This window comes from Mucilaginibacter sp. KACC 22773 (genome assembly GCF_028736215.1).
Lineage (GTDB): Bacteria > Bacteroidota > Bacteroidia > Sphingobacteriales > Sphingobacteriaceae > Mucilaginibacter.
In genome coordinates this window covers 4,083,909-4,109,491 of record NZ_CP117883.1, presented here as the reverse complement: position 1 = coordinate 4,109,491, position 25,583 = coordinate 4,083,909, and the positions used below count along the sequence as shown (strand labels likewise).

General features: G+C 40.7%; 14 protein-coding genes and 1 tRNA gene. 8 read left to right on the top strand and 7 right to left on the bottom strand.

The genetic code is table 11. From position 1 onward, the window contains the following. Positions 1 to 106: 106 nt before the first annotated feature. The 6 genes from PQ469_RS16780 to PQ469_RS16755 all read left to right on the top strand — a co-directional run bounded on the left by PQ469_RS16780 (position 107) and on the right by PQ469_RS16755 (position 8,965). Positions 107 to 2,176, top strand: a complete 2,070-nt coding sequence (locus PQ469_RS16780; protein ID WP_274208716.1) for an HD family phosphohydrolase — start codon at positions 107 to 109, stop codon at positions 2,174 to 2,176. Between the two features lie 81 nt (positions 2,177 to 2,257). Then, positions 2,258 to 2,344 (top strand) — tRNA-Ser (locus tag PQ469_RS16775). Between the two features lie 464 nt (positions 2,345 to 2,808). Beyond that, positions 2,809 to 3,006, top strand: a complete 198-nt coding sequence (locus PQ469_RS16770) for a hypothetical protein (RefSeq protein WP_274208715.1) — start codon at positions 2,809 to 2,811, stop codon at positions 3,004 to 3,006. A gap of 919 nt (positions 3,007 to 3,925) precedes the next feature. After that, entirely contained in the window at positions 3,926 to 7,051 is a 3,126-nt protein-coding gene (locus tag PQ469_RS16765) for a SusC/RagA family TonB-linked outer membrane protein (RefSeq protein WP_274208714.1), read from the top strand. 98 nt (positions 7,052 to 7,149) lie between these two features. Next, positions 7,150 to 8,679, top strand: coding sequence for a RagB/SusD family nutrient uptake outer membrane protein (locus tag PQ469_RS16760; protein WP_274208713.1), 1,530 nt, complete (start codon positions 7,150 to 7,152; stop codon positions 8,677 to 8,679). 94 nt (positions 8,680 to 8,773) lie between these two features. Further along, on the top strand, positions 8,774 to 8,965 hold the full coding sequence (locus PQ469_RS16755) for a hypothetical protein (protein ID WP_274208712.1): 192 nt from the start codon (positions 8,774 to 8,776) through the stop codon (positions 8,963 to 8,965). Between the two features lie 290 nt (positions 8,966 to 9,255). Here PQ469_RS16755 and PQ469_RS16750 read toward each other — a convergent pair whose 3' ends face one another. The 7 genes from PQ469_RS16750 to PQ469_RS16720 form a co-directional block, all read right to left on the bottom strand. After that, entirely contained in the window at positions 9,256 to 9,906 is a 651-nt protein-coding gene (locus PQ469_RS16750) for a TetR/AcrR family transcriptional regulator (RefSeq protein ID WP_274208711.1), read from the bottom strand. Between the two features lie 583 nt (positions 9,907 to 10,489). Beyond that, positions 10,490 to 11,737 (bottom strand): NAD(P)/FAD-dependent oxidoreductase, encoded by a 1,248-nt coding sequence (locus PQ469_RS16745; RefSeq protein WP_274208710.1) that lies wholly within the window; start codon positions 11,735 to 11,737, stop codon positions 10,490 to 10,492. 12 nt (positions 11,738 to 11,749) lie between these two features. Then, positions 11,750 to 12,973 (bottom strand): TolC family protein, encoded by a 1,224-nt coding sequence (locus PQ469_RS16740; RefSeq protein WP_274208709.1) that lies wholly within the window; start codon positions 12,971 to 12,973, stop codon positions 11,750 to 11,752. Between the two features lie 106 nt (positions 12,974 to 13,079). Further along, positions 13,080 to 16,172 carry an efflux RND transporter permease subunit gene (locus tag PQ469_RS16735; RefSeq protein ID WP_274208708.1) on the bottom strand — a complete coding sequence of 1,031 codons (3,093 nt, stop codon included), beginning with the start codon at positions 16,170 to 16,172 and terminating at the stop codon, positions 13,080 to 13,082. 7 nt (positions 16,173 to 16,179) lie between these two features. Next, positions 16,180 to 17,238, bottom strand: a complete 1,059-nt coding sequence (locus tag PQ469_RS16730; RefSeq protein ID WP_274208707.1) for an efflux RND transporter periplasmic adaptor subunit — start codon at positions 17,236 to 17,238, stop codon at positions 16,180 to 16,182. Between the two features lie 13 nt (positions 17,239 to 17,251). After that, the gene (locus PQ469_RS16725; RefSeq protein ID WP_274208706.1) at positions 17,252 to 17,659 is read right to left on the bottom strand and encodes a hypothetical protein; all 408 of its coding nucleotides are present in this window, start codon (positions 17,657 to 17,659) and stop codon (positions 17,252 to 17,254) included. Positions 17,660 to 17,976: 317 nt separating this feature from the next. Continuing rightward, the gene (locus tag PQ469_RS16720) at positions 17,977 to 18,519 is read right to left on the bottom strand and encodes a Crp/Fnr family transcriptional regulator (RefSeq protein ID WP_274208705.1); all 543 of its coding nucleotides are present in this window, start codon (positions 18,517 to 18,519) and stop codon (positions 17,977 to 17,979) included. Positions 18,520 to 19,172: 653 nt separating this feature from the next. Here PQ469_RS16720 and PQ469_RS16715 point away from each other — a divergent pair. Continuing rightward, positions 19,173 to 20,864, top strand: a complete 1,692-nt coding sequence (locus PQ469_RS16715; protein WP_274208704.1) for a cellulase family glycosylhydrolase — start codon at positions 19,173 to 19,175, stop codon at positions 20,862 to 20,864. A 356-nt stretch (positions 20,865 to 21,220) separates the two neighbouring features. After that, positions 21,221 to 25,417 (top strand): hybrid sensor histidine kinase/response regulator transcription factor, encoded by a 4,197-nt coding sequence (locus PQ469_RS16710; RefSeq protein ID WP_274208703.1) that lies wholly within the window; start codon positions 21,221 to 21,223, stop codon positions 25,415 to 25,417. Positions 25,418 to 25,583 lie beyond the last annotated feature (166 nt).

Here is a 25,583-nt window from a genome sequence, read left to right as displayed (position 1 = left end):
TCCAAAAACACAGGCCAACCTAAATATCATGCTCTTGGCCCCGATTATCGACTCTTTGCCGTTTATAACAGAAACTTATATTATTTTTGAGCGGTTAATTAAATAAATGGCAAAACTATCTACCTCGCGGCAAAAAGCCTTAATGCGCAAATATGCCCGCAACGTTAAGTTTTTGATGATGCTGATGAGCATCTGCCTTATCGTTTTCTTTTTACCAAAACAGGCAAAGTTTAGTTATGAATACGAAAAAGGGCGCATCTGGAACCAAAAAGACCTGGTATCGCCTTATAATTTTGCTATTCTGAAAACTCCCCAGGAAATTGACAACGAAAAGAAAACCGCCTATGAAAGCATCACCCCCGTATATCAGCTTGATGCCGCCGCAGGCGATCAACAGATAGAAGGCTTTAAAACCGATTTGGAAATCAAGTGGCACAATGCCGGTATTAACGATAAACTTAAGTCAAAATATATTGATGCGGGCGTAGCTTTATTAACAAACTTATATAACATCGGTATTTTAAAGCTCAATGATAAATATTTGCGCCACACAAATAACTATCCTATTACCATTTTAAATAAAAACGTAGCTACAGAAAAAAATACCAATGCCCTTTTTACCAAAGAAAGCGCGCTGGCTTATTGTGATAAGGTATTAAGTAAACGAACCGATATTGACAGGGCTTTCATGCTCGATTTGCTGCAAAACCGGATACAGAACAACTTAAGCTACGACGATAACCTAACCACGAGGCTGGAAAAAGAAGTGTACGACGGCCTTTCTATCACCCGTGGAATGGTACAAAAAGGGGAGGTGATAGTTTATAAAGGCTCGATTATTAACGATGATGTTTATCAGAAACTTGAATCGTACAAAAAAGCTTTTGAAAATAATGCCCGTGTTAATGGTAACCACGTACTGGTGCTGCTGGGACAATTTTTATTGGTATCAATAGCCATATCGTTGCTTATGATATTCCTATACCTGTTTCGTAAGGATATTTATGCCGATAACCGGCTGGTGGGCTTAATATTGCTTGTAATAACTGCTATGCTGGCTACTTTGTCGGCCGCAATTAAATTCCAGTTCCCGGTAAATTTGTATTACATTCCTTATTGTATTGTACCAATCATCATCCGTATTTTGTTTGATACCCGTTTGGCGCTCAACATTCATTTACTGGTGGTTTTAATAGCAGGATTTTTTGTGCCCAATAGCTTTGAGTTTGCTTATTATGAAATAACCGCCGGGATGGTATCTATCTACAGTATCAAAAACCTAATCCGGCGCGAGCAGTTCCTGGTTTCTGCCGGGATAATCGTATTTACCTATTTCGTGGCGTTCCTGGGCATTTCGTTTATCAGGGAAGGTACCTTCCTTGAAATTGACTGGATGGATTTTTTGCCCTTTGTGGTAAGCGTACTGCTCACTTTGCTGGCTTACCCAATGATTTATATATTTGAGAAGATATTTTCCCTCACGTCGGATATTACGCTCATCGAGCTTACTAATACCAACGCGCCTTTACTGCGTGAACTGGCCTTTACAGCGCCTGGTACGTTCCAGCACTCGTTACAGGTAGCCAATTTGGCCGAGAATGCTATTTATAGTATCGGTGGCAATGCTTTATTAGTTAGGGCAGGGGCTTTGTATCATGATATTGGTAAAATGGAGAACCCGCTGTTTTTTATTGAAAATCAAAGTTCGGGCTTTAATCCTCATGATAAGCTGCCTTATGAAGAAAGTGCACAGGTAATTATACGCCACGTAAGCAAAGGGATTGAAATGGCCCGCAAAGCCAACCTGCCCGAAGTTATTATTGATTTTATCCGTACCCATCATGGTAACACCCGGGTCGACTATTTTTACCAGTCGTCGTTGAAGAATTTTCCGGAGAAATTCATCAACGAAAACATTTTTAGGTACCCCGGGCCTATCCCTTTCTCCAAAGAAGCTGGTGTTTTGATGCTTGCCGACTCGGTTGAAGCCGCATCGCGCTCATTAAAAGAGCCCGATGAAGAATCGATAAGTGTTTTGGTTGATAGGATTGTAAAATACAAGCTTGATCAGAACCAGTTGAAAGACAGTAATATAACCCTGAAAGATATCGAAACCATCAAAGAAATATTCAAGCGTATGCTTATGAGTATTTACCATGTGCGGATAGATTATTAAAAATCCGAACTTTTTTTTTGATGGGAAACATGAATTGCTATATTTGCAATCCCGAAAACGAGGGACAAGTTTAAAAATACTGGTGAGGTGCCTGAGAGGCCGAAAGGATCAGTTTGCTAAACTGACGTACGGGAAACTGTACCGAGGGTTCGAATCCCTCCCTCACCGCTGATAACTTACTCAAAACACATTAAAAGCCTGTGAATCATTTGATTTACGGGCTTTTAAATTTACGTAAACACTCAAAATATTCCCTTTACGTGGATAAAGCACAGATAATTTGACTCTCGTTGGCCGATTTATACTGACCACCTTTAGTATCCGGCGGCTTTTAATGAAATAAAGTCAACTGGTTAAGAGGGGGCAAGGAAATTGATTTTTCCAGGCTATCAATTGCCTGTGGGTTAGCGCAAACCTACGGGCAAAGTCATTCCGTTGCCCCTGTACAAATAAAGCTGAGAAAGGCTGATGTGCATTACGATCAGTCGCTGGCCGCGGCTCTTAACAATGAACATATGGGATTAGGCCAGATGGTGTAAAAACAAGAGAATATGTACTGGTTATAGGAGCGGACCAATTAGGCCGCGGAATAATGGAATAATGCCCGCATTACCGGCGCTAAAGTAATTAACATGGACCTTAACCTTAACACGAAAAGGCTTGAATTTCGCAAGGATGGACTGAAGATAGATCATATTATAAACGTATCGACAGCGGATGCGGCATTGCGACTGGCCGCAATAACGAAAGGAGATATGCCTGCAATGACAGTAAATGCCATCGGCAGCTTAAAAGCAATTAATACCGAGTTTCATTATATGGGCGCATGAAGCAAAATGTTTACTGGTTGGTTCGCAAAAAGAAGATATCGGTGTGAGCCACCCCGAACTTCACAAGCATGAAGCCACTTTAATGAGTAGTTTGAATGTTAAGCGGGAAGATTTTGAACATGTTATTGCATCCATAAAAAAGGCTGGGTGTAACCGTTTGATTGCATTACATGTTGTGTACAATTTGATAAGGTACTGGAAGAGTTTGAAAGCTGGTTTGATCCGGTGATCGGCGTAATTAAAGCAATAATAGAGCTATAGGCTGGAAACGTATTTTTAAACCCTTGTCAATAGGGTACAAATGAATACGGTTCAAGAGATATTATTGAAATTTATCCGCAAGCTCATTGCAAAATGGAGTGTTGGATAAAAGAAGGCAGCACATTGCAAACTTCATAGTATATCCTACAACTGCCGGGGAGTTAATGCAATTTATTAATGGCTTTATTTATAACTCATTATATAGGCTTGTACATTTGATCTATATTTTTATTCATCCCTACCCCTTCCATTTTTTTAAGTTGCTTTAGTTTCACCCCCCGGAATATAACTTCAATTCGGTGTCTTTGAAATGCCGATTTTAACAGTATCCACCAATTACCAGTTGAACCGATATTTATTTTTTGACTTAGTGAACAGCTGAGGCTCAGTTTTAATTTTTATAGATATGTTAAAAAACTTACTAATGAACTGTGATGAGCTTTTCAGTGTTGAAGTTTCGCAATCGATTGCGGGCCTGAAAACGCTAACCAATTTATTTATATCACAAAAAATGCTCTGGTTGCTGCCGATGAAAAGGAGATGCACCCCCAATGCGCCACCGGCTTATAACAATCTAACACTTAGGTACCAATCTTCTACATCCAGATATTCTAAACCTTAATAATTAACCAATTTGTTTCACTTAAATTAAAAATTCATGAAAAGAAAATTATTTAACCAACTCCTGATTTTTGTCGGGATAACCTTATCAGCTATCATGATAAGTTTGCCGGGCTTTTCGCAAACGGGGAAAATTACCGGCAAAGTGTCGGATAAGGACGACGGATTACCTCTGCCCGGCGTATCTGTCAAAGTAAAAGGAAAGCCCGAGGTTACGGGTACAAATTCCGAAGGTGTCTATTCCATAAATGCGGCCTCAGGCAGTACACTGATATTCTCTTTTGTTGGTTACGAACAAAAAGAAATTGTTGTTCCTTCATCAGGCACACTTAATGCGGTTTTATCAAAAAGTACCAGCAACCTGAACGAAGTAGTAGTAATAGGATATGGAACCTCCCGCAAAAAAGACCTGGTAGGTGCTGTTAATGTGGTAAACGCGAAAGATGCCGGCGCCAATACATCACTAAGCCCTGCACAACTGATAATAGGAAAGGCCCCCGGCGTTCAGGTAGTGCCCACAAATGGTGTGCCGGGCTCAACTGCGAAAATTATTGTACGTGGTGTGGGTTCTTTCACGGATGTTAGCCCGTTGTACGTTATTGATGGCATTCAGGGTAATGAAGGATCGTTCAATAGCATCAGCCCACAGGATATTGAGAACATTACCATATTAAAAGACGCAGCTTCTACAGCAATATATGGTGTTGCCGGTGCTAATGGTGTTGTAATTATTACAACAAAAAAAGGTAAAACAGGAGCTCCTCAAATATCGTTTACCTCGCAGGTAGGTTTTGCAACCATACCTAAAAAGCTTGACCTGCTGAAAGCCGCAGATTATGTAAAGCTCCTTAAAGATATTGATGTTACCAACAATAATCCCACACCGGTAAAACTTACAACACCATATGTTTTGGTTGACAGAAACGACTGGCAGAACCAAATTTTTAAAACAGCTTTATCAACACAAAATGATATAAGTGTAAGCGGCGGAAGTGATAAGATTACATATAATATGTCGGCGGGCTACGTAACACAGCAAGCCACAGTTAAAGATTATCAATTAAAAAGGTTTAATAACCGGTTTACATTAGAGGAAAAATTAGGCCGTTTTCGCTTCGGCCAAACCTTAAATTTGAGGTATACCAAAACGGAGGGAATTATGGCAGGCATAGGTAACGCGCTTCAATATGCGCCTTATCAACCCATATATGATTCTTCAATTCGGGGCGGTTACTCCATCCTTACCAATATAGATGATGACAGCAATGCAGTAAATCCATTAGAAGACTTAGGCGTAAAAACACAAAGCGGGCATGAACTGATATTATTTCCGCAAGTATTTGGAGAAGTAAGAATTATAAATGGTTTAACCTTCAGGTCACAAGCGTCAGTACAATATGGCAGCAGTGTGAGCAATTCTTATAATATCCCCTACGTAACCGCCAATAAACTGTCCTTCGACCGGCAAGCGGGCCGTAGTTTTAACGACTACTCCAGTTACACCATTGAAAATTATTTTTCCTATAACCGTACCTTTGGCAAACACAATGTTTCGCTAACAGCAGGTACAAGTTACAAAGACGCGGGCAGCAGTAGCTTTGTTAGTCTAACAGGTACCGGTATGCTGACCGATGAAGTAAGGGACATATCCGTAGCCACAAAAATTACCCCCGCCAGTTCCTCAGGCTATGCCAATGGAGCTGGCATAGAACAATCTTACTATGGACGTTTGATTTATTCTTACGACGATAAGTACATTCTTTCAGCCAGTTTAAGGCGCGACGGGTCTTCCAATTTTCCCAAGGCAAGCCGTTACGGCAATTTTCCGGGCGCGGGCTTAGCATGGCGCTTCAGTCAGGAAGATTTCATAAAAGCAGCCTTTCCATTCATCAGCGATGGTAAACTTCGCGTAGGATGGGGACGTACCGGTAACAACCGGATATCTCTTACCGCCAGCGATGTGTATACCTTCAATGGATCGACTGCTGGAAACCTGGCGTATTCTTTTGGCAGGAACGAGCAATTTGTTAGCGGCACAACACTTACTACCATCGGAAACGGATTATTACACTGGGAAACAACAGACCAAACAGATGCGGGGATCGATCTGGGTTTTCTCAACAACAGAATAACTTTTAATGCCGATTATTACAACAGAAAAAGCAGTGGGTTATTAGTTAACATACCCGTACCACCAAGTTTAGGTATAGGGATAAATACAGGCGGAAGTTCACAGACCGTTAACGCAGCGGATGCACAAAATAAGGGTTTTGAATTTCAGTTAGGTTACCGTTCTGAGGTTAAAAGTGATTTTAGCTATAACATAAGTGTTAACGGTGCTTTTAATAGTAATAAAACAATATCGTTAGGCACCCAGTCGCCGACGCCAATTGTAGGCGGGACAGGTGTTGCAGAAACCCTGACCCAACCGGGTAGCCCTATCGGGGCATATTATGGTTATAGGGTTGATCATGTAGCCAAAGACCAGGCCGAAATTGATGCGTTAAATGCAAAAGCACAACAGAAAACCGGCAATCAGACTGCGGTTTACCAAAGTGGATTAAAACCTGGCGACTTTATATTTAAGGATCTAACAGGCGACGGAACCGTCGATTCAAAAGACCAGCAGGTTTTGGGGAGCGCAATTCCAAAGTTTATGTATGGAATTAATATAGGTGCCAATTACCATAGTTTCGATCTTAATGTAGTGTTGTCAGGAGTGCAGGGCGTGCAAATTGGAAATGATCTGAGGTCCAGTTTGGAGTTCGCGGGAACAGGGCATAACGCCTCAACCGCCATATTAAACAGGTGGCAAAAGCCTGGAGACAATGCCGCTCTTCCAAGGGCTGGACAGAATGACAATGGATCCGGAAATTTAAGGCCATCGGATTTCTTTATCGACAACGGTGCCTATTTACGTGCCCGTAACATCACCCTGGGTTATACTTTGAGTAAAGCCACTTTGCAATCGTTTTCAGGCAATGTTTTAAGTAGACTGCGCGTATATATTGCTGCGGAAAATTTATTTACTATAACCGGCTATAAAGGGTATGACCCCGAAATAGGTTCAGATGGGGGCGATCTTATTTTTAACCGCAATATAGATCGCGGCCAGGTTCCGCAGCCGCGTACCATTTTATTCGGGATACAAGCAGGATTTTAAGTAACATTTTGAAAGATATAATTATGAAAAGATTTATGAAATTCCTTATGACGGGAGGGTTGTTGGTTCTCTCAATAGGGTGTAAAAAAGATTTGAGTTTGGTTAATAAAAGTGCGTACACTTCTGATACGTATTTTACCAGCGATGTTGCCTTAAACGAGGCTGTTGTAGCCACTTACGCAGGTTTGCTGCATAATGGCATGTGGGCACGCGAGTGGTATTTTACTTTTGACCTGCTTGGTTATGATGCCAAAAATAATCAGCCCCTTGTAGGTGATTTGCTGCAATTGGCACAGTATAATTTTGGCCCCGACCAGAACCAGGCGGGTCAGATGTGGTCGGCATTATACCAAATAATAGCGCGTGCCAATGTGGTTATCGACCGTACGCAGGTATGGAAACCGGACCCGCTTAAACCTACAGAGGCAACGGACCAAAAGCAATATATTGCCGAGGCTAAATTTCTGCGGGCTTATGCTTATTTTCAATTAGTTAATTTGTACGGCCGGGTACCACTCCGCACCCACTACATAACGCTGCCAACACCTGCAGATATTAACGCACCGAGATCGCCTGTTGCCGCTGTTTGGGCGTTTATTGAACAGGATTTGAAAGATGCTGAAGCAGGCCTTCCTCTTTCCTATGCTTCTGAAAGTTACGGGCGTGCTACACAAGGGGCTGCGGTGGCGCTTTTGGGTAAATCTTATTTATATGAAAAAAAATGGGCTCTGGCACAAACAGAACTTACCAAGTTAACCAAGGCTCCTTTCAATTATTCGCTTGCGCCGGTTTATAACGATCTGTTTGATGATCCGAAGCAGAATGATGCTACCGCGAATCCTGAAACCATTTTCCAGGTGATGAACCAGAAATGGACAGACTGGGGCGTAGGTAACCAATATTACGTTTTTGGGGGCCAGGAAACCTGGGGTGGTAAAGCAACACACTCAGACCGTGCACAGGAATACGGCTTTAATGATTGGAACAACGTACATATAACTACAACCGCTGTTAAAGCTTTTACCTATCCTAACCCACAAAATCCTGCTGTGAATTACGTCGACCCCCGTGCAGCCTTCACCTTTTATGGCGATGCTGCAAGTGGCGGGCAAACACAATATTGTCAGCAATGTTCTGCAGGACCTGTAGATTTTCCCTTCGCTTCAAAAGGGTACGAGTGGCTTAAATATGAATATTATAACAAACAATCGTCTTTTGGCGGACCTCAAAGTGGTATAAACGGCCAGGTAATACGTTATGCTGATGTTTTGCTTATGCTGGCAGAAAGCTATATACAGCAGGGCAACACAGGTGCCGAGCCATTGGGTTTAATTAACCAGGTACGTAACAGGCCAAGTGTTAAAGCTCCACTTTATACCTCGCTGGGTAGCCAGGCAGATGCTATGAACATCCTGATGCGTGAAAGGCAGTTGGAACTAACCGGTGAACAAAGCCGTTATTTTGACTTGATACGTTGGGGCATTGCAAAACAAACAATAAATGCTGAAAGGAAGATTGAAGACGGCACACAGCCGTTTCAGGATAAAAATGTGTTGTTACCAATACCTTTAGCCGAGAAGAATTCTAATTCTGCCGTTGCCAAGGATATTTCCGGTGATTGGAATTAAACAAACCGAACTTTTTTTTGTAGAAAAGAGTGCGCGCTGCCAATGGTGCGCGCACTTTTTCACAAAGGCCCAATTCAAGAAAAAAAATGAAATAATGCAAGAGTCACCATTTGAAGAGGTAAAATCTGTAATAGATTTAATTCAAACCAACACATCATGGACATGGTATAACAATAACGAATTGGAAAGATTAAACGAAAAAGTGGAAGTTATCCTGACTATTTTAGATGAAAACAACGAGTTATTAAAGGAATTAATTTGCGTTATCAAAAACCAAAAAAGCTAATGAACTGATTGGTATTATTCCGTAGTTGCATTATAAAAAAGGTTGCCTGGAAATATCTTGAGGTGTATAGGCCGCTCTTTTACCAAATAGCAAAATCATTTTCGCGAAACACATAAGTGATATCTTTTCACCTTTGTCATAAAATGTCCGGATCATTCCCTTCTCAATAAAACGGACGTTTCGGGACCGGTTATCGGGGCCTGCCGATAAAGTCGCCTTAAAACCTATATATTCGATAAATTGGGGAAACGAAGAAAGTGGATTCATAACTAACGGGAAAACGCTGACCGCTAATGGTCCCAAAAAGGCATCTCTTCATAATTACTTAAAAGCATAATACCCCGCTGGTTTTTATATGCATTTACAACCTCTATTCCCGTTATAGTTGCTATTCCGCTTATCAGGCATGCAAATACTTCATCCGTTGGTTTAATTTTATGATTGGCCGGCAAAAATATCCCGGAGTTGGATATGATGGCCAGGCTTTCAAGAAAAAACCTTGTTATTACATCCATATCAAAATCATTGCGGTACAAACCTGTTTTTACACCGCGTGCTATATTTGCTTTAACGGTTTGATGAATGAACATAGCTTTATGACCTTTAAGTTTTTCATAAGCTAATTCATGATTTTTTTCGAGGTCGTAAACAATGGCGGGATTTAAAATATTGTAAAGCTCCATTACATTTACCAGCAAAAAATACAACTCAATAATAGCGTCGTCGCTTTTTGCAATAAGAGATTTACAACGAAAAATATTTTCAGCTATCGCCGTATCTACAAATGTCTCTACCAATGAATCTTTATTGGAGTAAAATTGATAAATTGTTTTTTTGCTGATCCTGAGGTCAGATGCAATATCATCCATGCTAATACTACGAATGCCGTAACTGCTAAAAAGGGTATACACTTTGTCGGCTATTTTTTTTGAGGTGTCCATTGATTAGGATGTTGGCTTTAATAAAAAACTGAATCGGCGAGGTTGAAAGCTGGCTGACATAAGGTAGTTTACTTTGATATTAGATATCGTCAGTAATACCTTGGGTTTGATTGTCGTGCTTGTATTATTTTAAGGTGGCTGCTAATCAATAAGTAGGTGCCTGGCCCGATAAAGAGGAAATATATCTGTATGTTGAGTAGTTATTTAAATGCTATCTGAAAAATATAAATATCAAGTTTGAGGCCAGGCGATATAAAAATATGCGATTGACCCGCATTGATTTTATTTTCGATATCAGGCGGCTTATCATTGTGAATTTAAATTCTATTTGTTTTTCGCCGGTATAAAATACCGAATAGTAGATGATACCGATTATGCAGATTAACATAACGCCGTGGGTAAATCCAAATATCATTTTCATAATTATCTTATTTAGTTGTGTACTTACATGTTTCTTAATTAGCTGCATTGCAGCATGTACAAAAAAAGGGATTAAACATTTATATTAATTTAAGATATCTTAAAAAAGCATTTCGAAAAGTGAAAAAAAAGCATAGCTGAACCCTTTTACTTATGATTTGAATCACTTTTTTGGCCTGATAATTAATCTTAAAGCAGGATCGTTTGTTAGCAAGCTACAGAACCAATTGTACGCCAGTTTGATTTTGTTCCCGAACCCGACAATTGGAATGATATGAACAAATAACCAAAGAAACCACGCAGGCAACCCTTTAAAAAAAGTCTTCGGCAAATCAACTACAGCCTTGTATTTGGATATAATTGCCATACTTCCCTTGTTTTTATATTTAAATGCGGTTAAACCTTGCCCGGCTTGTAACCGCTTAAGGTTTAACGCTAAGTGAATTCCTTGCTGAATGGCAACCTGTGCGAGTTGCGGGTGCCCGTTTGGATAATCCACATCAGTTGTTTGAAGGCATTGATCGCCAATAGCGAAAATGTTTTGTGTGCCTTTTACCTTATTGAATTCATCAACTATAATTCGCTTGCCCCGGCCGGTACATTCGTCAATAAGTCCGGGCACTTGTCGTGCTATAACACCAGATGTCCAAACCAGGGTTGCGGCCGGGATACATTCTCCTGTGGAAAGGCGAATATCTCCATCAATATAGTCCTTAACCGAGGTGTTTAATTTTATCTGTACCCCCAATTTATTCAATACTTTGTAAGCCTCTGCCTGCGATTTTACACTCATCGGGCCAAGCAAGGCACTCCCTGAGCTAATTAAATAAATATTAGCGTCGTTTTTTTTAAGTTCGGGATAATCTTTATTGATCAACGAATGGATCATTTCGGCTAACATACCCGAAACTTCCACACCCGTTGGCCCTCCTCCCGAAATAACAATATTCTGTAGTCTTACCTTCTCGACCGGGTCATTTGTTCTTACGGCTTTCTCCGCATTCAACAATAAATGGTTACGAAGATGGATTGCATCATCAATTGTTTTCATGGGTAAGGCATGCTTTTTTATATTCTCCAATCCAAAATAATTGGTCTCTGTTCCCATTGCAAGTATTAAACAATCATAATATAAATCGCCATCCGACGTCTCAACTTTGTTGCTTGATGCTACGATATTTTTCAATTTGCCGAGGTGAAAACGAAGGTTCTCCTTGTATTGGAACATTCGCCTAAATGGATAACTTATATTCGAGGCTTCGATAAAAGCCGTTGACACCTGGTAAAGCAGGGGCGGAAAAAGGTGATAATTATTTTTATCTACAAGCGTGATATCAATTAATTGGTTTCCGGCAAGGTGCTTTGCCAGATTGAGTCCCGCAAATCCGCCCCCGATGATTACTATTTTCATATGATTTTCTTTTTATTGGCCTGTCAGGATTTTCAAATCTGAAACTGCTATCAAATAAGACAACTGTGCGGCATACAAATCGGCCTCGGATTTTGCCAGGAAAGACTTTGTATTGAGCAAATCAGTTTTTACGTTAAGGCCGGCAGCCTGCTTGTTTTCTTGTATTTTTAGCTCCTCCTTTTGGTAGGAAACAACCTTTTGCGCGACTGTGATCAGCGCTTGTGACTGATTAATTTTCCTATAAGTTTTTTCAATATCATTATTTACCTGCTGCCGGGTATTAAGAATATTCTCTTCAGATTGCTTTAGCTGAAACTGTTTCTGTTTTACAATCTTTTTGTTTGAAAAAAGATCCTGCAGATTCCATTTCAGATTCACACCTATATATGGGTTGTTGGCAGGTACTATAGCGCTTCCGAATACATAAGAATAGCCGCCAACCAAACCTATATCCGGTATATTACCTTGCCTGGCTGCTTTTATTCCCAGTAAAGCTTTCGATTTGTTCAGGTTGGCTATTTGCAAATCGGCGTTTGAACCAGACGCTACGTTCTTGTACTCCTCTAAACCATTTACCGGTTGAATAGCTGGCTCAATCTCTGCAAGCTTTAATGAACCGGCATTTACGCCGGTTACATTAGTCAAATCACCTATATAATCCTGTATTTGTATATTTATCTTCAGGATATTTTGTTCTTCGTCGGCGATGTTAGCCTGCAATCCTACTTTATCTGCACTGGTTGTTTTACCGGCTATTAAAGCATTTTCAACATCTGTAAACTTTGACTTAGCCAGGGTCAGCTTTGCCTCAGCTTCATCCAGTTGTTTTTTTAAAATCAACGTTCCGTAATAAAGCTTTACTATTGCCTGCTTTACTTGCAGCGATGTTTTGAATCTTTCCTTTTCGGTTAATATCTCGTCCGTTTTATCTACTTTCAGTAAAGTGCTGATTTTGGACTGCTGGCTGATGGGTTGATAAACCGATAATCCGGCGCCATAATTATTGTGTTTACCTACTGTAAAAGTTTCGTCGGTGTTAGGATTTGATTCCAGCGTGCCTTTAGGAATCGTGATTTCTCCCAAATTGAAAACATGTTGATAGTTACCATTTAAGGTAGGTGTGGGATACCTCTTGATTACATCTTCTTTAGTTTTCTCCTGCTTTTCTTTAATTTCCCACTGCTTTATTGCTAATACGTGATTATTCTTTAACGCGGAATCTTGTAATTGTTCCAATGTATAAGAATCTCTATTTTGAGCATGCAACGAAGTACTGCGGCATAAGAAAATTAATAACGGCAGTAAAAGGCATTTTATAATTTTTTTCATTTTGTGGTTGGCTTTAATTTTTTTCTGAACTGATTGTTTTGGGTTTTATCCAGGCGATGTATAACACTGGGACGGTGATTAATGCCATAACCATGCTCCATACCACGCCAAATGCCAGTACGCTTGCAAGAGGCGCCCACATAGCAGATCCTGATATGATCATAGGCAACACACCAATTGCTGCTGCCATAGCAGTAAGAAAGATGGGCCTTAAGCGCCTTTTTCCCGATTCTATTGCGGCTGCTTTTAAATCAAGCCCGTGTTTCATCAATTCGTGGGTATGGTCTACCAGGATGATTGCATTACGTACTACAATTCCCGAAAGTGCTATCAAACCAATAAAAGATGTAAAACTGAAGTAGTTTCCGGTGAGATAGAGACCCATGATGGCGCCAAACAAACTTAGCGGTATCGTAAGCATCACTATTGCCGCCTCTTTAAGGTCACGGAATTGAAAAAGAAGAATAAAAAATATCAGCACAAGGCTCACAAGCAATGCGGCAACTAATTGGCCCAATGCCTCTTTTTTGTTAAAATCTTCGCCGCCGTATTCAATGCTGTATCCGTTGGGCAGTTGTATTTTAGCTATTTCGGGTTGTATAACTGCTAATAATTCTGAAGGCAGAACATCCTGTGTTGTTTCGCTTTGCACGGTAAGCGTCCTTACGCCGTTGCGGTGCACAATACGGCCTGTTTGCCAATGAGGCTTCAAGTCTGCAATTTGTCTTAGCGGAACATTGGCGCCGGTAACAGGCGACCTCAAATAAATATTTTCGAGATCATTGGTGGTCTGCCTGTTTTTTTCATCCAGCCTGAACACAATGTTTACCGGGTTGTTGCCCTCATATAGGGTAGAGATAGCAGCGCCGCTAAATCCGGTGTACACTGATTGAGAGATACCGGTAGTAGTATAGCCCAGGCGGCTGGCTTCTTCTTTTAATTTTATCCCAATTCCATAATAATCTTCTGCAAAGTCGCTTCTCACAAAACGGCTGCCTTTTGCCTTTTTTATAATATCACTTACCTGGGTTCCAATTGATTTCAAATAATCAATATCCTCGCCAACAATTCTAACCTCTACCGGTGCTTTAAGCGAGGATCCCTGTTGCATCAATTTAACATAGGTTGTTCCTTCCGGTATTAGTTTATCAACTTTACCGCTTAATTCCTCGGCAAGTTCGTCGGTAGATTTTTCCGTGGTGGTGTTAATAAGTATCTGCGCGTAATTATTTGTGGGGAATTCCGGAGAAAAATTGTAATAGAACCTTGGGGAGGCCGTACCCGAAAATGTTGCATAGGATACTACTCTTTTGTCGTTTTTTAACAACGCCTCCACCCTTAAAATCGCTTCATGAGTCTTTTCTAATTTTGTGCCGGTGGGCATCCATAATTCTACAACAAACTGGCTTCTTTCTGCCGCCGGGAAAAATTGCTGCCTTATGCCCTTTGCAAACAGTATCAATGCAATTCCAATAGGCACTAAACTGCTCAGGATGGTTATCTTTGGATGATTGACACACCAATCTAAAAGCTTGTTGTACCCATTCTGCATTAAGTCCAGCAATGATTTTCTTTGTTTCTTTTTGGTTGTTTCTTCTTCAGGAGTATCGCTTTTCTGGTGCAATCCTTTTTTGATAAAGGTGAAACAAAGCATAGGGGTTAATACCATTGCTACTAAAAATGATGATGCAAGGGCAACTGCTACGGTTATAGGCAATGCGAAAATGAATTCGCCCACAGTTCCACGTAATAAAATCATCGGCATAAATGAAGCAATGATGGTAACAGTTGCTGCAAGTACCGGTACTACCAAATCATTGGCGCTTCTCCATGCGGCGGTCGCCCTGTCAACACCTTCGTCTAACAGTTCAACATAATTGTCGGCAATTACAATAGCATCATCCACTACCATTCCTAATACCAGGATAAGCGCAGCCAGGGAAACCTGGTGCAATTCAATCCCCAGTGCATGCATTATGGCATAGGTTACCGCAACGGTCATCGGGATTGCCATAGCTGCAACAGTAGCAATGCGTAAGGGGAGAAGCAATACAACCACGATGATCACCGACACGATTGCCAAAAAGAATTCCCGGATGAAATGCGATATATTTTCGTCAACCACCTGGGGCTGATTAACAACGGTGGTGATTTTGATATTGGATGGAATTACTTTTCTGGCTTCTTCAATCTTGCTGGTTACTTCTTTACCAAATTTTACAATGTTGTTGCCTTCCTGCATCTGAACCGAAAGGATCACAGCTTTGTTGCCGTTAACTGCAATAATATTATCCGGGTCGGCATAGTTCCTGGTTAAGGTGGCTACATCTCCCAGCTTTGCTACAGAACCCGCCTGGGATGTGCCAACTACCTGGTTGGCCAGGTCTGTTTCGGTATTATAGTAGCCATTTGTGTAAAGCGGCGTTTTATTGCTGCTTGTTTTAACCTCTCCGGTAGGATTAATGTTATTTTGAGATTGAAGAAGTTGTACAACCTGTTGTGCGTTAACCCCATATTGCGACATTTTCTCGGAGTTGGATGACACTACAATTTCCTCCTGCTGCTCGCCTATCCGCTTTATTTTTGAAGCAGCGGGTATAGTGCGCAGATAATCTTCCAATCTTTGGGCATAATGTTTTAATTCCTGGTAGCTGGCGCTGTTGCTTTCCAGCCCGATTACAAGGGCTTCAGTGTCGCCGAAATCCGAGTTTACAATAGGCCCTTTAACACCTGCCGGTAAGTCAATTTGCTTTGATACTAAAAGCTGGTGGCGCAGTTTACTCCAAAATATATCAGGTTGCTTTACACTCTCGGTAAGCTCAACGTTTACTACCACTACACCATCTTTTGTGGTAGAATATGTTTTGGATTTATCTACCTCTTCATATTGAAAAAGATATTGTTCCAACTTTTTTGTAACCTGGTCTTCCACCTGTGCGGAGTTAGCTCCCGGGAAAGATGCAATGACTAAACCCTGGCGGATGGTAATTTTAGGATCCTCCCTGCGTGGCATATTCAAAAGAGAATTTACACCAACCGCAAATAGCAATAGTAATACCGATAATGTTACGGGCTTATATTTAAGCGATGCTTTTATGATATTCATTTCGGTTTTATTTATTAGTTATAGAAATTGATGAGCCGTCAGATAATCTTTTCTGGCCGCTGGTAATCACCACTTCGCCGTCGGTAAGCCCCGATATAATTTCAATTTTGTTGTCAAACATATCTCCCAGGCTTATTCTGCGCTTAAATACCTTGTTCTGAGTTTTATCCAGCACAAAAACGTAGCTCTGATTTGCCAGATCCTGCTGAATGCATTCTGCCGGTAATAATATCACCTGCTTTTTTTTCGCAGTAGCAATCTTTGCCTCGGCAATCATTCCCGGCCGGATGAGCAATCCTGGGTTATCCAGTTCAATTTTAATGGTGAAAGCCCTGGAGGTAGCATCGGCTGCAGAGCCAACTTCAATTACTTTTCCGGTGAATACCTTATCGAGCGAGGAAATGTTAATCTTGCTGATTTGTCCAATCTTTACTTCATGCAGTTCAGCTTCAGGAACATAAGCCAATACCTTTACCTTTTTGATATCTGCTATAACAAACAGCGGTATGCCAACAGCTACAATCTCGCCAACTTCGGCCTGTCTTTTGAGCAATACGCCGCTGATTGGTGAATACAACCTCGTATCCGACAGATTCTTTTGCTGTAACTGTTGCTGGAGTTTTGCCTGCTGTAAATTGAAACCTGCTTTTGAAAAGTCACTTTCACTTAAACTGCCTCTGTCATGTAATATGTTTAAACGGTTAAATTCGTCAGTCGCGGTACTAACCTGCACGTCGGCCGAACCCTTGGCGATGGAGTAATTAGTTGGATCGAGACTGGCAATCAATTGCCCTTTAGAAATAGTTTCCCCTTCTTTGTTGGAAACATAATTGATTTTGCCGGGTACCAGGAACCCAAGTTTCACGGTGGTGCTGCCTTCAATATTCCCGCTTACAGATACTTCTTTGGCAATAATATCAGCATGTACCACCTCGGTTTTTACTGCAAAACCTACAGGCGGGTTATCAGCGCCATGTTTATCTGCCGGTTTGCAGCCCGGAAGCAAAAACAAGGAAGCGACAGCTGGGGAAAATAGAACTTGTGTTAGTTTTTTATATCTTTTCATATTGTATATTTTATTATTCGGTGAAAAATTGTATTTGTATTTGTATTTCGTTTATATCAAAAAAATGCAGTATGCTTTTTACTTTCTCAATAAATTCTGTGTTGCCCGAAAGAATGAAATTCATGTGTGGCATTGTGTTTGCATTCAAAACCGCTTCAATCTCCACGTTTGGAAATACCGTTGCGGCTTCAATTTCTTTTGAGATGTAGCTTACGTAGAGTTGGGTGAGAAAACGCCTCTCAAGTATTTGCAGCTCTTTTTGGAATATGTGTTGTTTGTTTACAGAAAAATAGAGCAGGGAAACCTGTCGGCATTTTAGGTCAGTCAATTTGAACTTTATGGCTGGAAAGACGGATGCAATCCCAAGATCGTCCGTTATAAATATGTAATGGATCCCCATTCCTTCGATATCTCTTTGCATTAGCGAAAATTTATAATGCAAAGGAAGGCAAGAGGAGTGAGGCTGCTTTTAAGATATCTTAAAAAGTGAAAAGTGTGAGCAAATTAATTGCACGACCCTTAATATGCTTCAAATGCGCGAATGAGTTGGATAAAGCACGACTTAATACCCGGATGAGTGGAATAACTAAATAAGATGAAAAATAAACGCGAATGGAGAAATGGAAGAACACCACGACAGGATGGCGTTAGGTTTTTTTAAAGGATATGTTATTGTTCAAAAACGTTCTGAAATGCAACCTTATCCTGAATTTTTACAAGCGCCATTTATGAAGGAAATCATTTCTGGGCCCTTATAACGCTTAGGGTTTGTTGGGTAATCCCTAAATATGAGGCGATATGTCCAAGCGGCACCCTCAATAAAATATTGGGATAATTGTCTATCATAGACTTATACCGTTGCTCTGCAGTTTGGAACTGTAGTGAAAAAAGTTTGTCCGAAAATCGTTTTATTGTCTCTACCGATGCCATAAAAGCAAATCTTTTAAATGCGTCGATTTCGTTAAATAAAGTTTCAAATTCCCTGAACTGAATGGTACGTAATGTTGTTTCTTCAAGAACCTCCCTGCCATATGGGTCGGTTTTGTTAAAGTAAATACTCTCCAGCGACATTGTAAAGGTATTTTCGTCAAAAAAGAAATGGGTGATATCTTTTCCGTCTTTGTTATAAAATGTACGGATCATTCCCTTTTCAATAAAGTGGACTTTTTGAGAACGGTTTCCCGGATCAGTCAACGTTGTCCCTTTAGGGTAAAACTCCCGTTTGAAGGCTGCATCAATGGTACTGCTTTCTTCTGCAGTAAGTTTTATTTTGGTATTCATGTATTGGGCCAATTCCATATACTCTTTGCAGGAGAAACGTTATAACTGATTGAAGGCCAAATATACTATATAAGTATAAGTTTATTGAGGCAAGTATCAAAAAGCAAGACTAATCTGTTTTGGTGGATTGAACAATCTTATTATAGACTTTTGGCTGCATTAACCCTTATCTGAGCTCTTTTGTTTAAGGTTGTCAATATTTGTACCTGTGCATTTGCCTGTAATATTAAAAATGCCACAATCAGGTATCCCGCAATCACCTCAGGCACGGGAAATTTGTCAATTTGAACATTTCGTGCCCTATTTATTCACTTTTGTACCCCTTCATCCATTTTTTCGGTCTATATTTTTGGCTGCCCGATCAATAAACCTGAGCGCGTTTTCAAAGTAATGACAACTATTTTTTTTTCGGATATGGAACGAAGGTGCTGTTATTGAAACGAAGGCGATATTATCCGCTATCATTTTTATGGCCGGGAACAAATAAAACTAATTACCAATTAAATTATATATCTAATTCAAGTATCGGCAATATAGTTTTATGCATTTGATGATCATGTAATCAGGCGGCTAAATGGATCTGTTACATCCACAATAGCCTACGCGCATTTCATTTTTATCGCTTTTTACAAGAAACCAATTTTACATTAAATATGAGAACACTAAACTATTTTTTCGGCATCGCCATCATTCTGGTGGCGTCGGGATGCCACAAGCAGGAAACTCCCGGTTCGGCAGTTACGCCATTTGTCAAAACCAGTAAAAAGACGTTGACTGCTACCAGTTATCCGAGTTACAACATTTCGCCATTGTCGCCCGATCAAACCGGGGTAAGCAGTACGGCGGTTCAGATCGCCTCAAGAATCCAGTTAGGATTTAATATAGGCAACACAATGGAAGCCCCCAATAGTGAACAGGGGTGGGGAGCCCCGATGATCACCCAGGCATTTGTAGACAAGGTTAAGCAGAGTGGCTTTACTGCAATCCGGATTCCTTGCCAATGGGACTATTCACATATAATTGATACCGCGACCGAAAAAGTTGATCCAGCATGGTTAAGTCGTGTGCAGCAGGTTGTGCAATACTGCGTTAACGACGGTTTGTATGTAATATTAAATATTCATTGGGACGGAGGATGGTTACAGCAAAATTGTACAGTGGCTAAGCAACCCGCCGTCAACGCTAAACAAAAGGCCCTTTGGGAACAAATTGCAACACAATTGCGTGGCTTTGATGAACATCTGCTTTTTGCAAGTACTAATGAACCTGGTGTTGCAGATGCCACAGAGATGGGTGTTCTGATTTCTTATCATCAAACTTTTATCAATGCGGTCAGATCAACCGGTGGACGTAACAGTTACAGGACGTTGGTTATCCAGGGACCCGATACCGATATTACAAAAACAAACAACCTGATGAACACCCTTCCTTCAGATCCGGCGTCAAATCGTATGATGGTTGAAGTACATTACTACACACCTTACAATTTCTGTTTGATGGACGGCGACGCGTCATGGGGCAATATGTTTTATTATTGGGGTTCAGGATATCACTCTACCACCGATCCTACGCGCAATGCCACCTATGGCGAAGAGGCTGACCTGAACGGATATTTCCAATCGATGAAAACGAAGTTTGTTGACCATGGCATCCCGGTTGTATTGGGAGAATTCGCAGCGGGGCGCCGCTCGCTTACCGGAGATGCATATGATCTCCATATTGCTTCAAGGGCGTATTGGTATAATTACCTTACCCATCAGGCGTTGGCAAACGGACTGCTCCCGTTTCTTTGGGACACCGGTTCGATCATTGACAGGTCGACGTACGCTGTAAAAGATCAACAGCAGTTAGCCGCACTTGTGCAAGGAGCACAGACCGCCACCTCCTCTGCAATTCAGGTTGGAAGCGTGTATCAGATAGTTAACAGGTTTAGTTTTAAAGCCTTGGAGATTGGCGGCTGGGCAAGTGCTAACGGAGCAACAGCAGATCAATGGGATTATTTGGGCGGACAAAACCAACAATTTAAAGTGCAAGCCGGGAGCGGCGGCCACTATTTGTTAACGCCTATGCATACAAGCGGGAAGTGTCTGGAGATATATAATTGGTCTGGCGCTAACGGAGGTATTGCCGATATATGGGCTTACACAGGTACAGGCGGTAATAATCAAAATTGGATACTTCAGGCAACTGATAATGGATACTACAAAATTATAAATGTAAATAGTGGGAAAGCCCTCGAAGTTGTTTCATCTTCAACAGCAACTTCACTCAGAAATGGCACCGCGGTTGATCAATCGGACTACACCGGTGCCAAAAATCAGCAGTGGGCGTTTGTGAAAATATAAAGCATAAACGGGTACAAATCCATTTATGCAATGTGTTTAAAAATCGCTGTTAACCCAGTTCAAAAAATTAAAGACATCACAATAATAGCTGTGATTTAGTTGAAGAAAGACAGGTCAATGCGTCCGGGGTGCGATACGGGCGCATTTTTTAAGAGATCATAATAATATTGTGATTGTAATTGAAAAAAGGCTGGTCAATGCGTCCGAGGTGAGATACGGACGCATTTTTATTTTAATAACCCGTCCATTGAAAATCGACGCAAAAGTTGACACATGTCCGCTTATTATACAACATTTGTGCTACCTTAGTGTACTAACTTTATAGAAGTTAATCTGTTGATTTTGGGCTTTCGATAATGATCTCCATACGCGTAAAATATTATTTTTTCCTTTTAGTTACATTAATTTTTGGATGTATAAATGTTTTTGGGCAAAGCAGCCAGTACCGGTTTTCGCACCTCGATATTAGCGATGGCTTATCGCACAACCAGGTTAATTGCATTTTTAAAGATTCGAAGGGCTTTATGTGGTTTGGCACTGCAGCTGGCCTCAACCGCTATGATGGTTACACATTTAAAGTATTTAAGCATGATGTAAATAGTAAAACGTCTGTTAATAATGATTATGTAGACAAAATTTTTGAAGGCCCTAATAAAAAGTTGTGGATATTTAGCCGCAGCGGTTTTTGTTTTTACGATCCCGAAACAGAGCAATTTAGCAGTGATATGCAGCCGTTGCTCCGTTCTTTAAAACTCCCCGCTTCTTCCAATGTTTCTAAAATAGTGCGGTCGGGCCCTGCCGATTTTTGGTTCTTATTCCCCGATGGTATTTACAGATACAATGCTATAACCAGGCAAACCAAACGCTATTATCATAGTGTTAATTCCATGCCATCGTTATACGCAAATTCCATTGCCGATATTACCACTGATGCGAAGGGCAATGTATGGATTGTTTACAGCGAGGGCATGGTAGAGATGTTTGATGTTAAGCTCAACAAAATTGGCTACCGCACGGATGTTTTTAATAAGGCAACCAATAATAAAAACGGGGCCTACTCTTTAACGGTCGATAGCGATAATGATTTGTGGTTTTATGCACCATACGGTGGGTATGGTGTATTTTACTATAAACCTTCAACGGGCATTTTGCGGCATATCGATAGGGAATCGGCCGGGGCAAAGTTAAAAGGGAATGCCATTAGCAGTATTATTCAGGCCAATGATGGCTTGATATGGATTGCCATTGACCATGGTGGTATAAATATACTGGACAAAAAGAACTTTAAAATCACCTACCTGCTTAACCGCGAAGATGACCCCACATCATTAAAACAGAACAGTGCGATACTCTACAAGGATGTTTCAGGTATTATATGGGCCGGTACCTTCAAAAAGGGGATAAGTTATTATCATAAAAACATCATTAGGTTTCCTCTGTACAGGCATTTTGCCTCAGACCCGGGTAGTTTAAGTTTTAACGATGTTTACAAATTTATAGAAGACAAACAGGGAAACTTGTGGATTGGCACCAATGGTGGCGGCCTGATTTATTTTAACCGCAAAACAGGCAAGTTTACCCAATATAAGCACGACCCGGGAAACGCAAATAGTTTGAGTAGTGACATTATTGTTGACCTATGTGTTGATCATGATCAAAAATTATGGATAGGTACCTATTTTGGCGGGTTGGATTGTTTTGACGGAACCACATTTACCCATTACAAACATGATGATAAATTAGCCAACAGTATTGCCGAAGACAAGGTATGGAGCATTTTGGAAGATTCGTCGCACCGTTTATGGATAGGGACGTTTGCAAGCGGACTTGAAATTTTCGACAGATCCAAAAACATATTTTACCACCCTTTTAAACAGGGTGAAATAAAGTCACCCATGATAATAACCATGTTTGAGGATAAGCGGGGCAACATATGGACCGGAGGATATTTGGGTATTGATGTAATATTGAAAAATGGCAAAGGAGTAACTCACTACAACTCAAATGGTAGTAATACCAATAGTTTACTTGACAACATGGTAAACAATATCAATGAGGATAGCCGTGGTTTGATATGGATATCAACGGCAAGTGGGTTAAGCGTTTTCAATCCCAATACAAATACTTTTACATCGCTCACAAAAAAAAATGGGCTCCCGGCGAATTCAATATCGAATACGCTGGAAGATAATAAAGGAACGATGTGGGTAAGCACCTCAAATGGGTTGAGCCATGTTACCTTAACACCAAAGGCGACTGGTTTTAACTTCCGGTTCGAAAATTTTGACGAAACGGATGGCTTGCAAGGCCGTGAATTTAATATGAACTCTGCTTTGAAAACACACAGCGGCGAATTGATATTTGGAGGTGTTGACGGTTTTAATATTTTTGACCCTAAAAATTTAGAACCCAATGTTAATAAGCTACAATTAATATTTACCGATTTTCAGCTATTCAATAAAAGCGTATCAGCCAATGAGGCTATTAACGGGCACGTAGTGCTATCAAAAGTAATATCGTTAACTAACAATATCATACTTAATCACAGCGAAAATATTTTCTCGATAGAATTTGCCGCCCTGGATTTTTTCAACCCCGGTAAAGTAAAATATCAGTATATGCTGGAGGGATTTGATAAAGGTTGGGTAAATGCAGATAGTAGGACACGAAAGGCTAATTATACTAATCTGGATGGGGGGGATTATGTATTTAAGGTGCGGGCATCCAATTCCGGGGGCGCTTGGAATCCCAATTATATTTTGTTAAGGATCAAAATATTGCCGCCATTTTGGAAATCAACTTTTGCATATGTTGTTTACGTGGTACTGTTTCTGGGCATCCTTTTGCTTATCCGGCAACGCGGTATACAAAAAATAAAAAGACAATTCACGGCTGAACAGGAAAAGCAGGAAGCAAAATTACTAATCGAACAGGAGCGTAAGGAGGTTAAGCGTATGCAGGAGCTTGACCAACTGAAAACTAAATTTTTAACGAATGTAAGCCACGAATTCAGAACGCCCCTTTCACTGATCATGGCGCCGGTTGATAAAATGCTTATCCGTGCCGACCTGGAACAGAAACAACAACTGGGCATGATAAGAAAGAATGCCAGGCGATTATTAAACCTGGTAAATCAGCTGCTTGATTTTCGTAAGATGGAAGTTCAGGAGTTGAAATTGCATAGCAAGCCCGGCGATATTGTGAAATTCATCAGCGAAATAAGCATGTCATTTACAGATATTGCCGAAGAAAAAGGGATTGATTTTGTCTTCGATACCACGATTGATTCGTTGTTTACCAGCTTTGACCATGATAAGATAGAAAGGATATTGTTTAACCTGCTATCAAATGCCTTTAAATTTACCCCATACGGCGGCCAGGTAAGCGTTCTGCTCAATGTAGACGGGAAGACCGCCGACGCCCCGCTTGAGATTAAGGTGATTGATACTGGTATTGGTATTCCGCTTGAAAAACAAGGTAAAATTTTCGAGCGTTTTTTTCAACACGATATTCCTGGATCGATGATTAATCAAGGCAGCGGCATCGGCCTGGCAATTACACATGAGTTCGTGAAGATGCATGGAGGAGAAATAACGGTTGAGAGTGTGCCAGATCACGGCAGTTGTTTTATCATTAAACTGCCATTTGTTATTTATGCAGGGCTGGAAACGGATATAGTAGCCGGCGACGAGGCTGATATTGAGAACCCGGGTGAAGATAGCCACAATGAAATTAAAACCGTACCAAAACAGCAACGGGCAAATAAAATGCCGGTGGTTCTTTTAGTTGAGGATAACGATGATTTTCGTTTTTACCTGAAAGACAATTTAAAAGATATATTCTTTTTAATCGAAGCTTCAAACGGAAGGGAAGGCTGGCAAAAAGCTCTTTCGCAACATCCGGATATTATTGTAAGTGATATCAGCATGCCCGAGATGACGGGAATTGAGTTATGCAAAAAACTAAAGAATGATAAACGTACATCGCACATTCCCGTTGTTTTGCTAACTGCATTAACTGGTGATGAAGAACAAATAAAAGGTTTGGAAATTGGCGCTAATGATTACATGACAAAACCATTTAATTTCGAAATACTTCTTTCAAAAATCAAAAATATCCTAACCCTTCGGGACACCTATAAGCGAACGTACAAAAAGCAAATGGACGTGCAACTGCAGGAAACACCTTTACAAAACGAAGATGAGAAACTGTTAAGGTGTATTGTCGAATATATCGAACTCAATATCTTAAACGAAAGCCTTTCGGTAGAAGAATTGAGCCGTAAAATGAACATGAGCCGCGGATCATTATATAACAAAGTTTTGATGCTTACAGGCAAATCCCCAGTTGAATTTATCCGCTCTATAAGGCTAAAAAAAGCGGTGTATTTACTCGAGAATAGCCAAATGACAATTAGCCAGATTTGCTACGAAGTTGGCTTCAATACCCCCAAATATTTTACAAAGTTATTCAAGGATGAGTATAAGACTCTTCCTTCTGCCTATATCAATTCTGTTCGCCAAAAGAAACTATCCCAAACCGAAGAAGAATAACTTCCATATCGTTTTTGCAACAGATGCTGGTCTAAATAGCGTAACGTGCAGTGATGCGAGGGCATACCTGTGAAATCGCTTTCAACAAAAATTGGCTGTAATGTCAGCACGCATAATGTAATATGGTATATTTCATGAATCTTGGCGCCAGCCCTACGCATAGTTG

Bases quoted from the DNA above. Each gene is read 5' to 3' on its own strand.
- PQ469_RS16735 (WP_274208708.1), bottom strand. From the start codon at position 16,172: ATGAATATCATAAAAGCATCGCTTAAATATAAGCCCGTAACATTATCG.
- PQ469_RS16745 (WP_274208710.1), bottom strand. From the start codon at position 11,737: ATGAAAATAGTAATCATCGGGGGCGGATTTGCGGGACTCAATCTGGCA.
- PQ469_RS16710 (WP_274208703.1), top strand. From the start codon at position 21,221: ATGATCTCCATACGCGTAAAATATTATTTTTTCCTTTTAGTTACATTA.
- PQ469_RS16720 (WP_274208705.1), bottom strand. From the start codon at position 18,519: ATGAATACCAAAATAAAACTTACTGCAGAAGAAAGCAGTACCATTGAT.
- PQ469_RS16770 (WP_274208715.1), top strand. From the start codon at position 2,809: ATGGACCTTAACCTTAACACGAAAAGGCTTGAATTTCGCAAGGATGGA.
- PQ469_RS16715 (WP_274208704.1), top strand. From the start codon at position 19,173: ATGAGAACACTAAACTATTTTTTCGGCATCGCCATCATTCTGGTGGCG.
- PQ469_RS16755 (WP_274208712.1), top strand. From the start codon at position 8,774: ATGCAAGAGTCACCATTTGAAGAGGTAAAATCTGTAATAGATTTAATT.
- PQ469_RS16730 (WP_274208707.1), bottom strand. From the start codon at position 17,238: ATGAAAAGATATAAAAAACTAACACAAGTTCTATTTTCCCCAGCTGTC.
- PQ469_RS16725 (WP_274208706.1), bottom strand. From the start codon at position 17,659: ATGCAAAGAGATATCGAAGGAATGGGGATCCATTACATATTTATAACG.
- PQ469_RS16765 (WP_274208714.1), top strand. From the start codon at position 3,926: ATGAAAAGAAAATTATTTAACCAACTCCTGATTTTTGTCGGGATAACC.
- PQ469_RS16780 (WP_274208716.1), top strand. From the start codon at position 107: ATGGCAAAACTATCTACCTCGCGGCAAAAAGCCTTAATGCGCAAATAT.
- PQ469_RS16750 (WP_274208711.1), bottom strand. From the start codon at position 9,906: ATGGACACCTCAAAAAAAATAGCCGACAAAGTGTATACCCTTTTTAGC.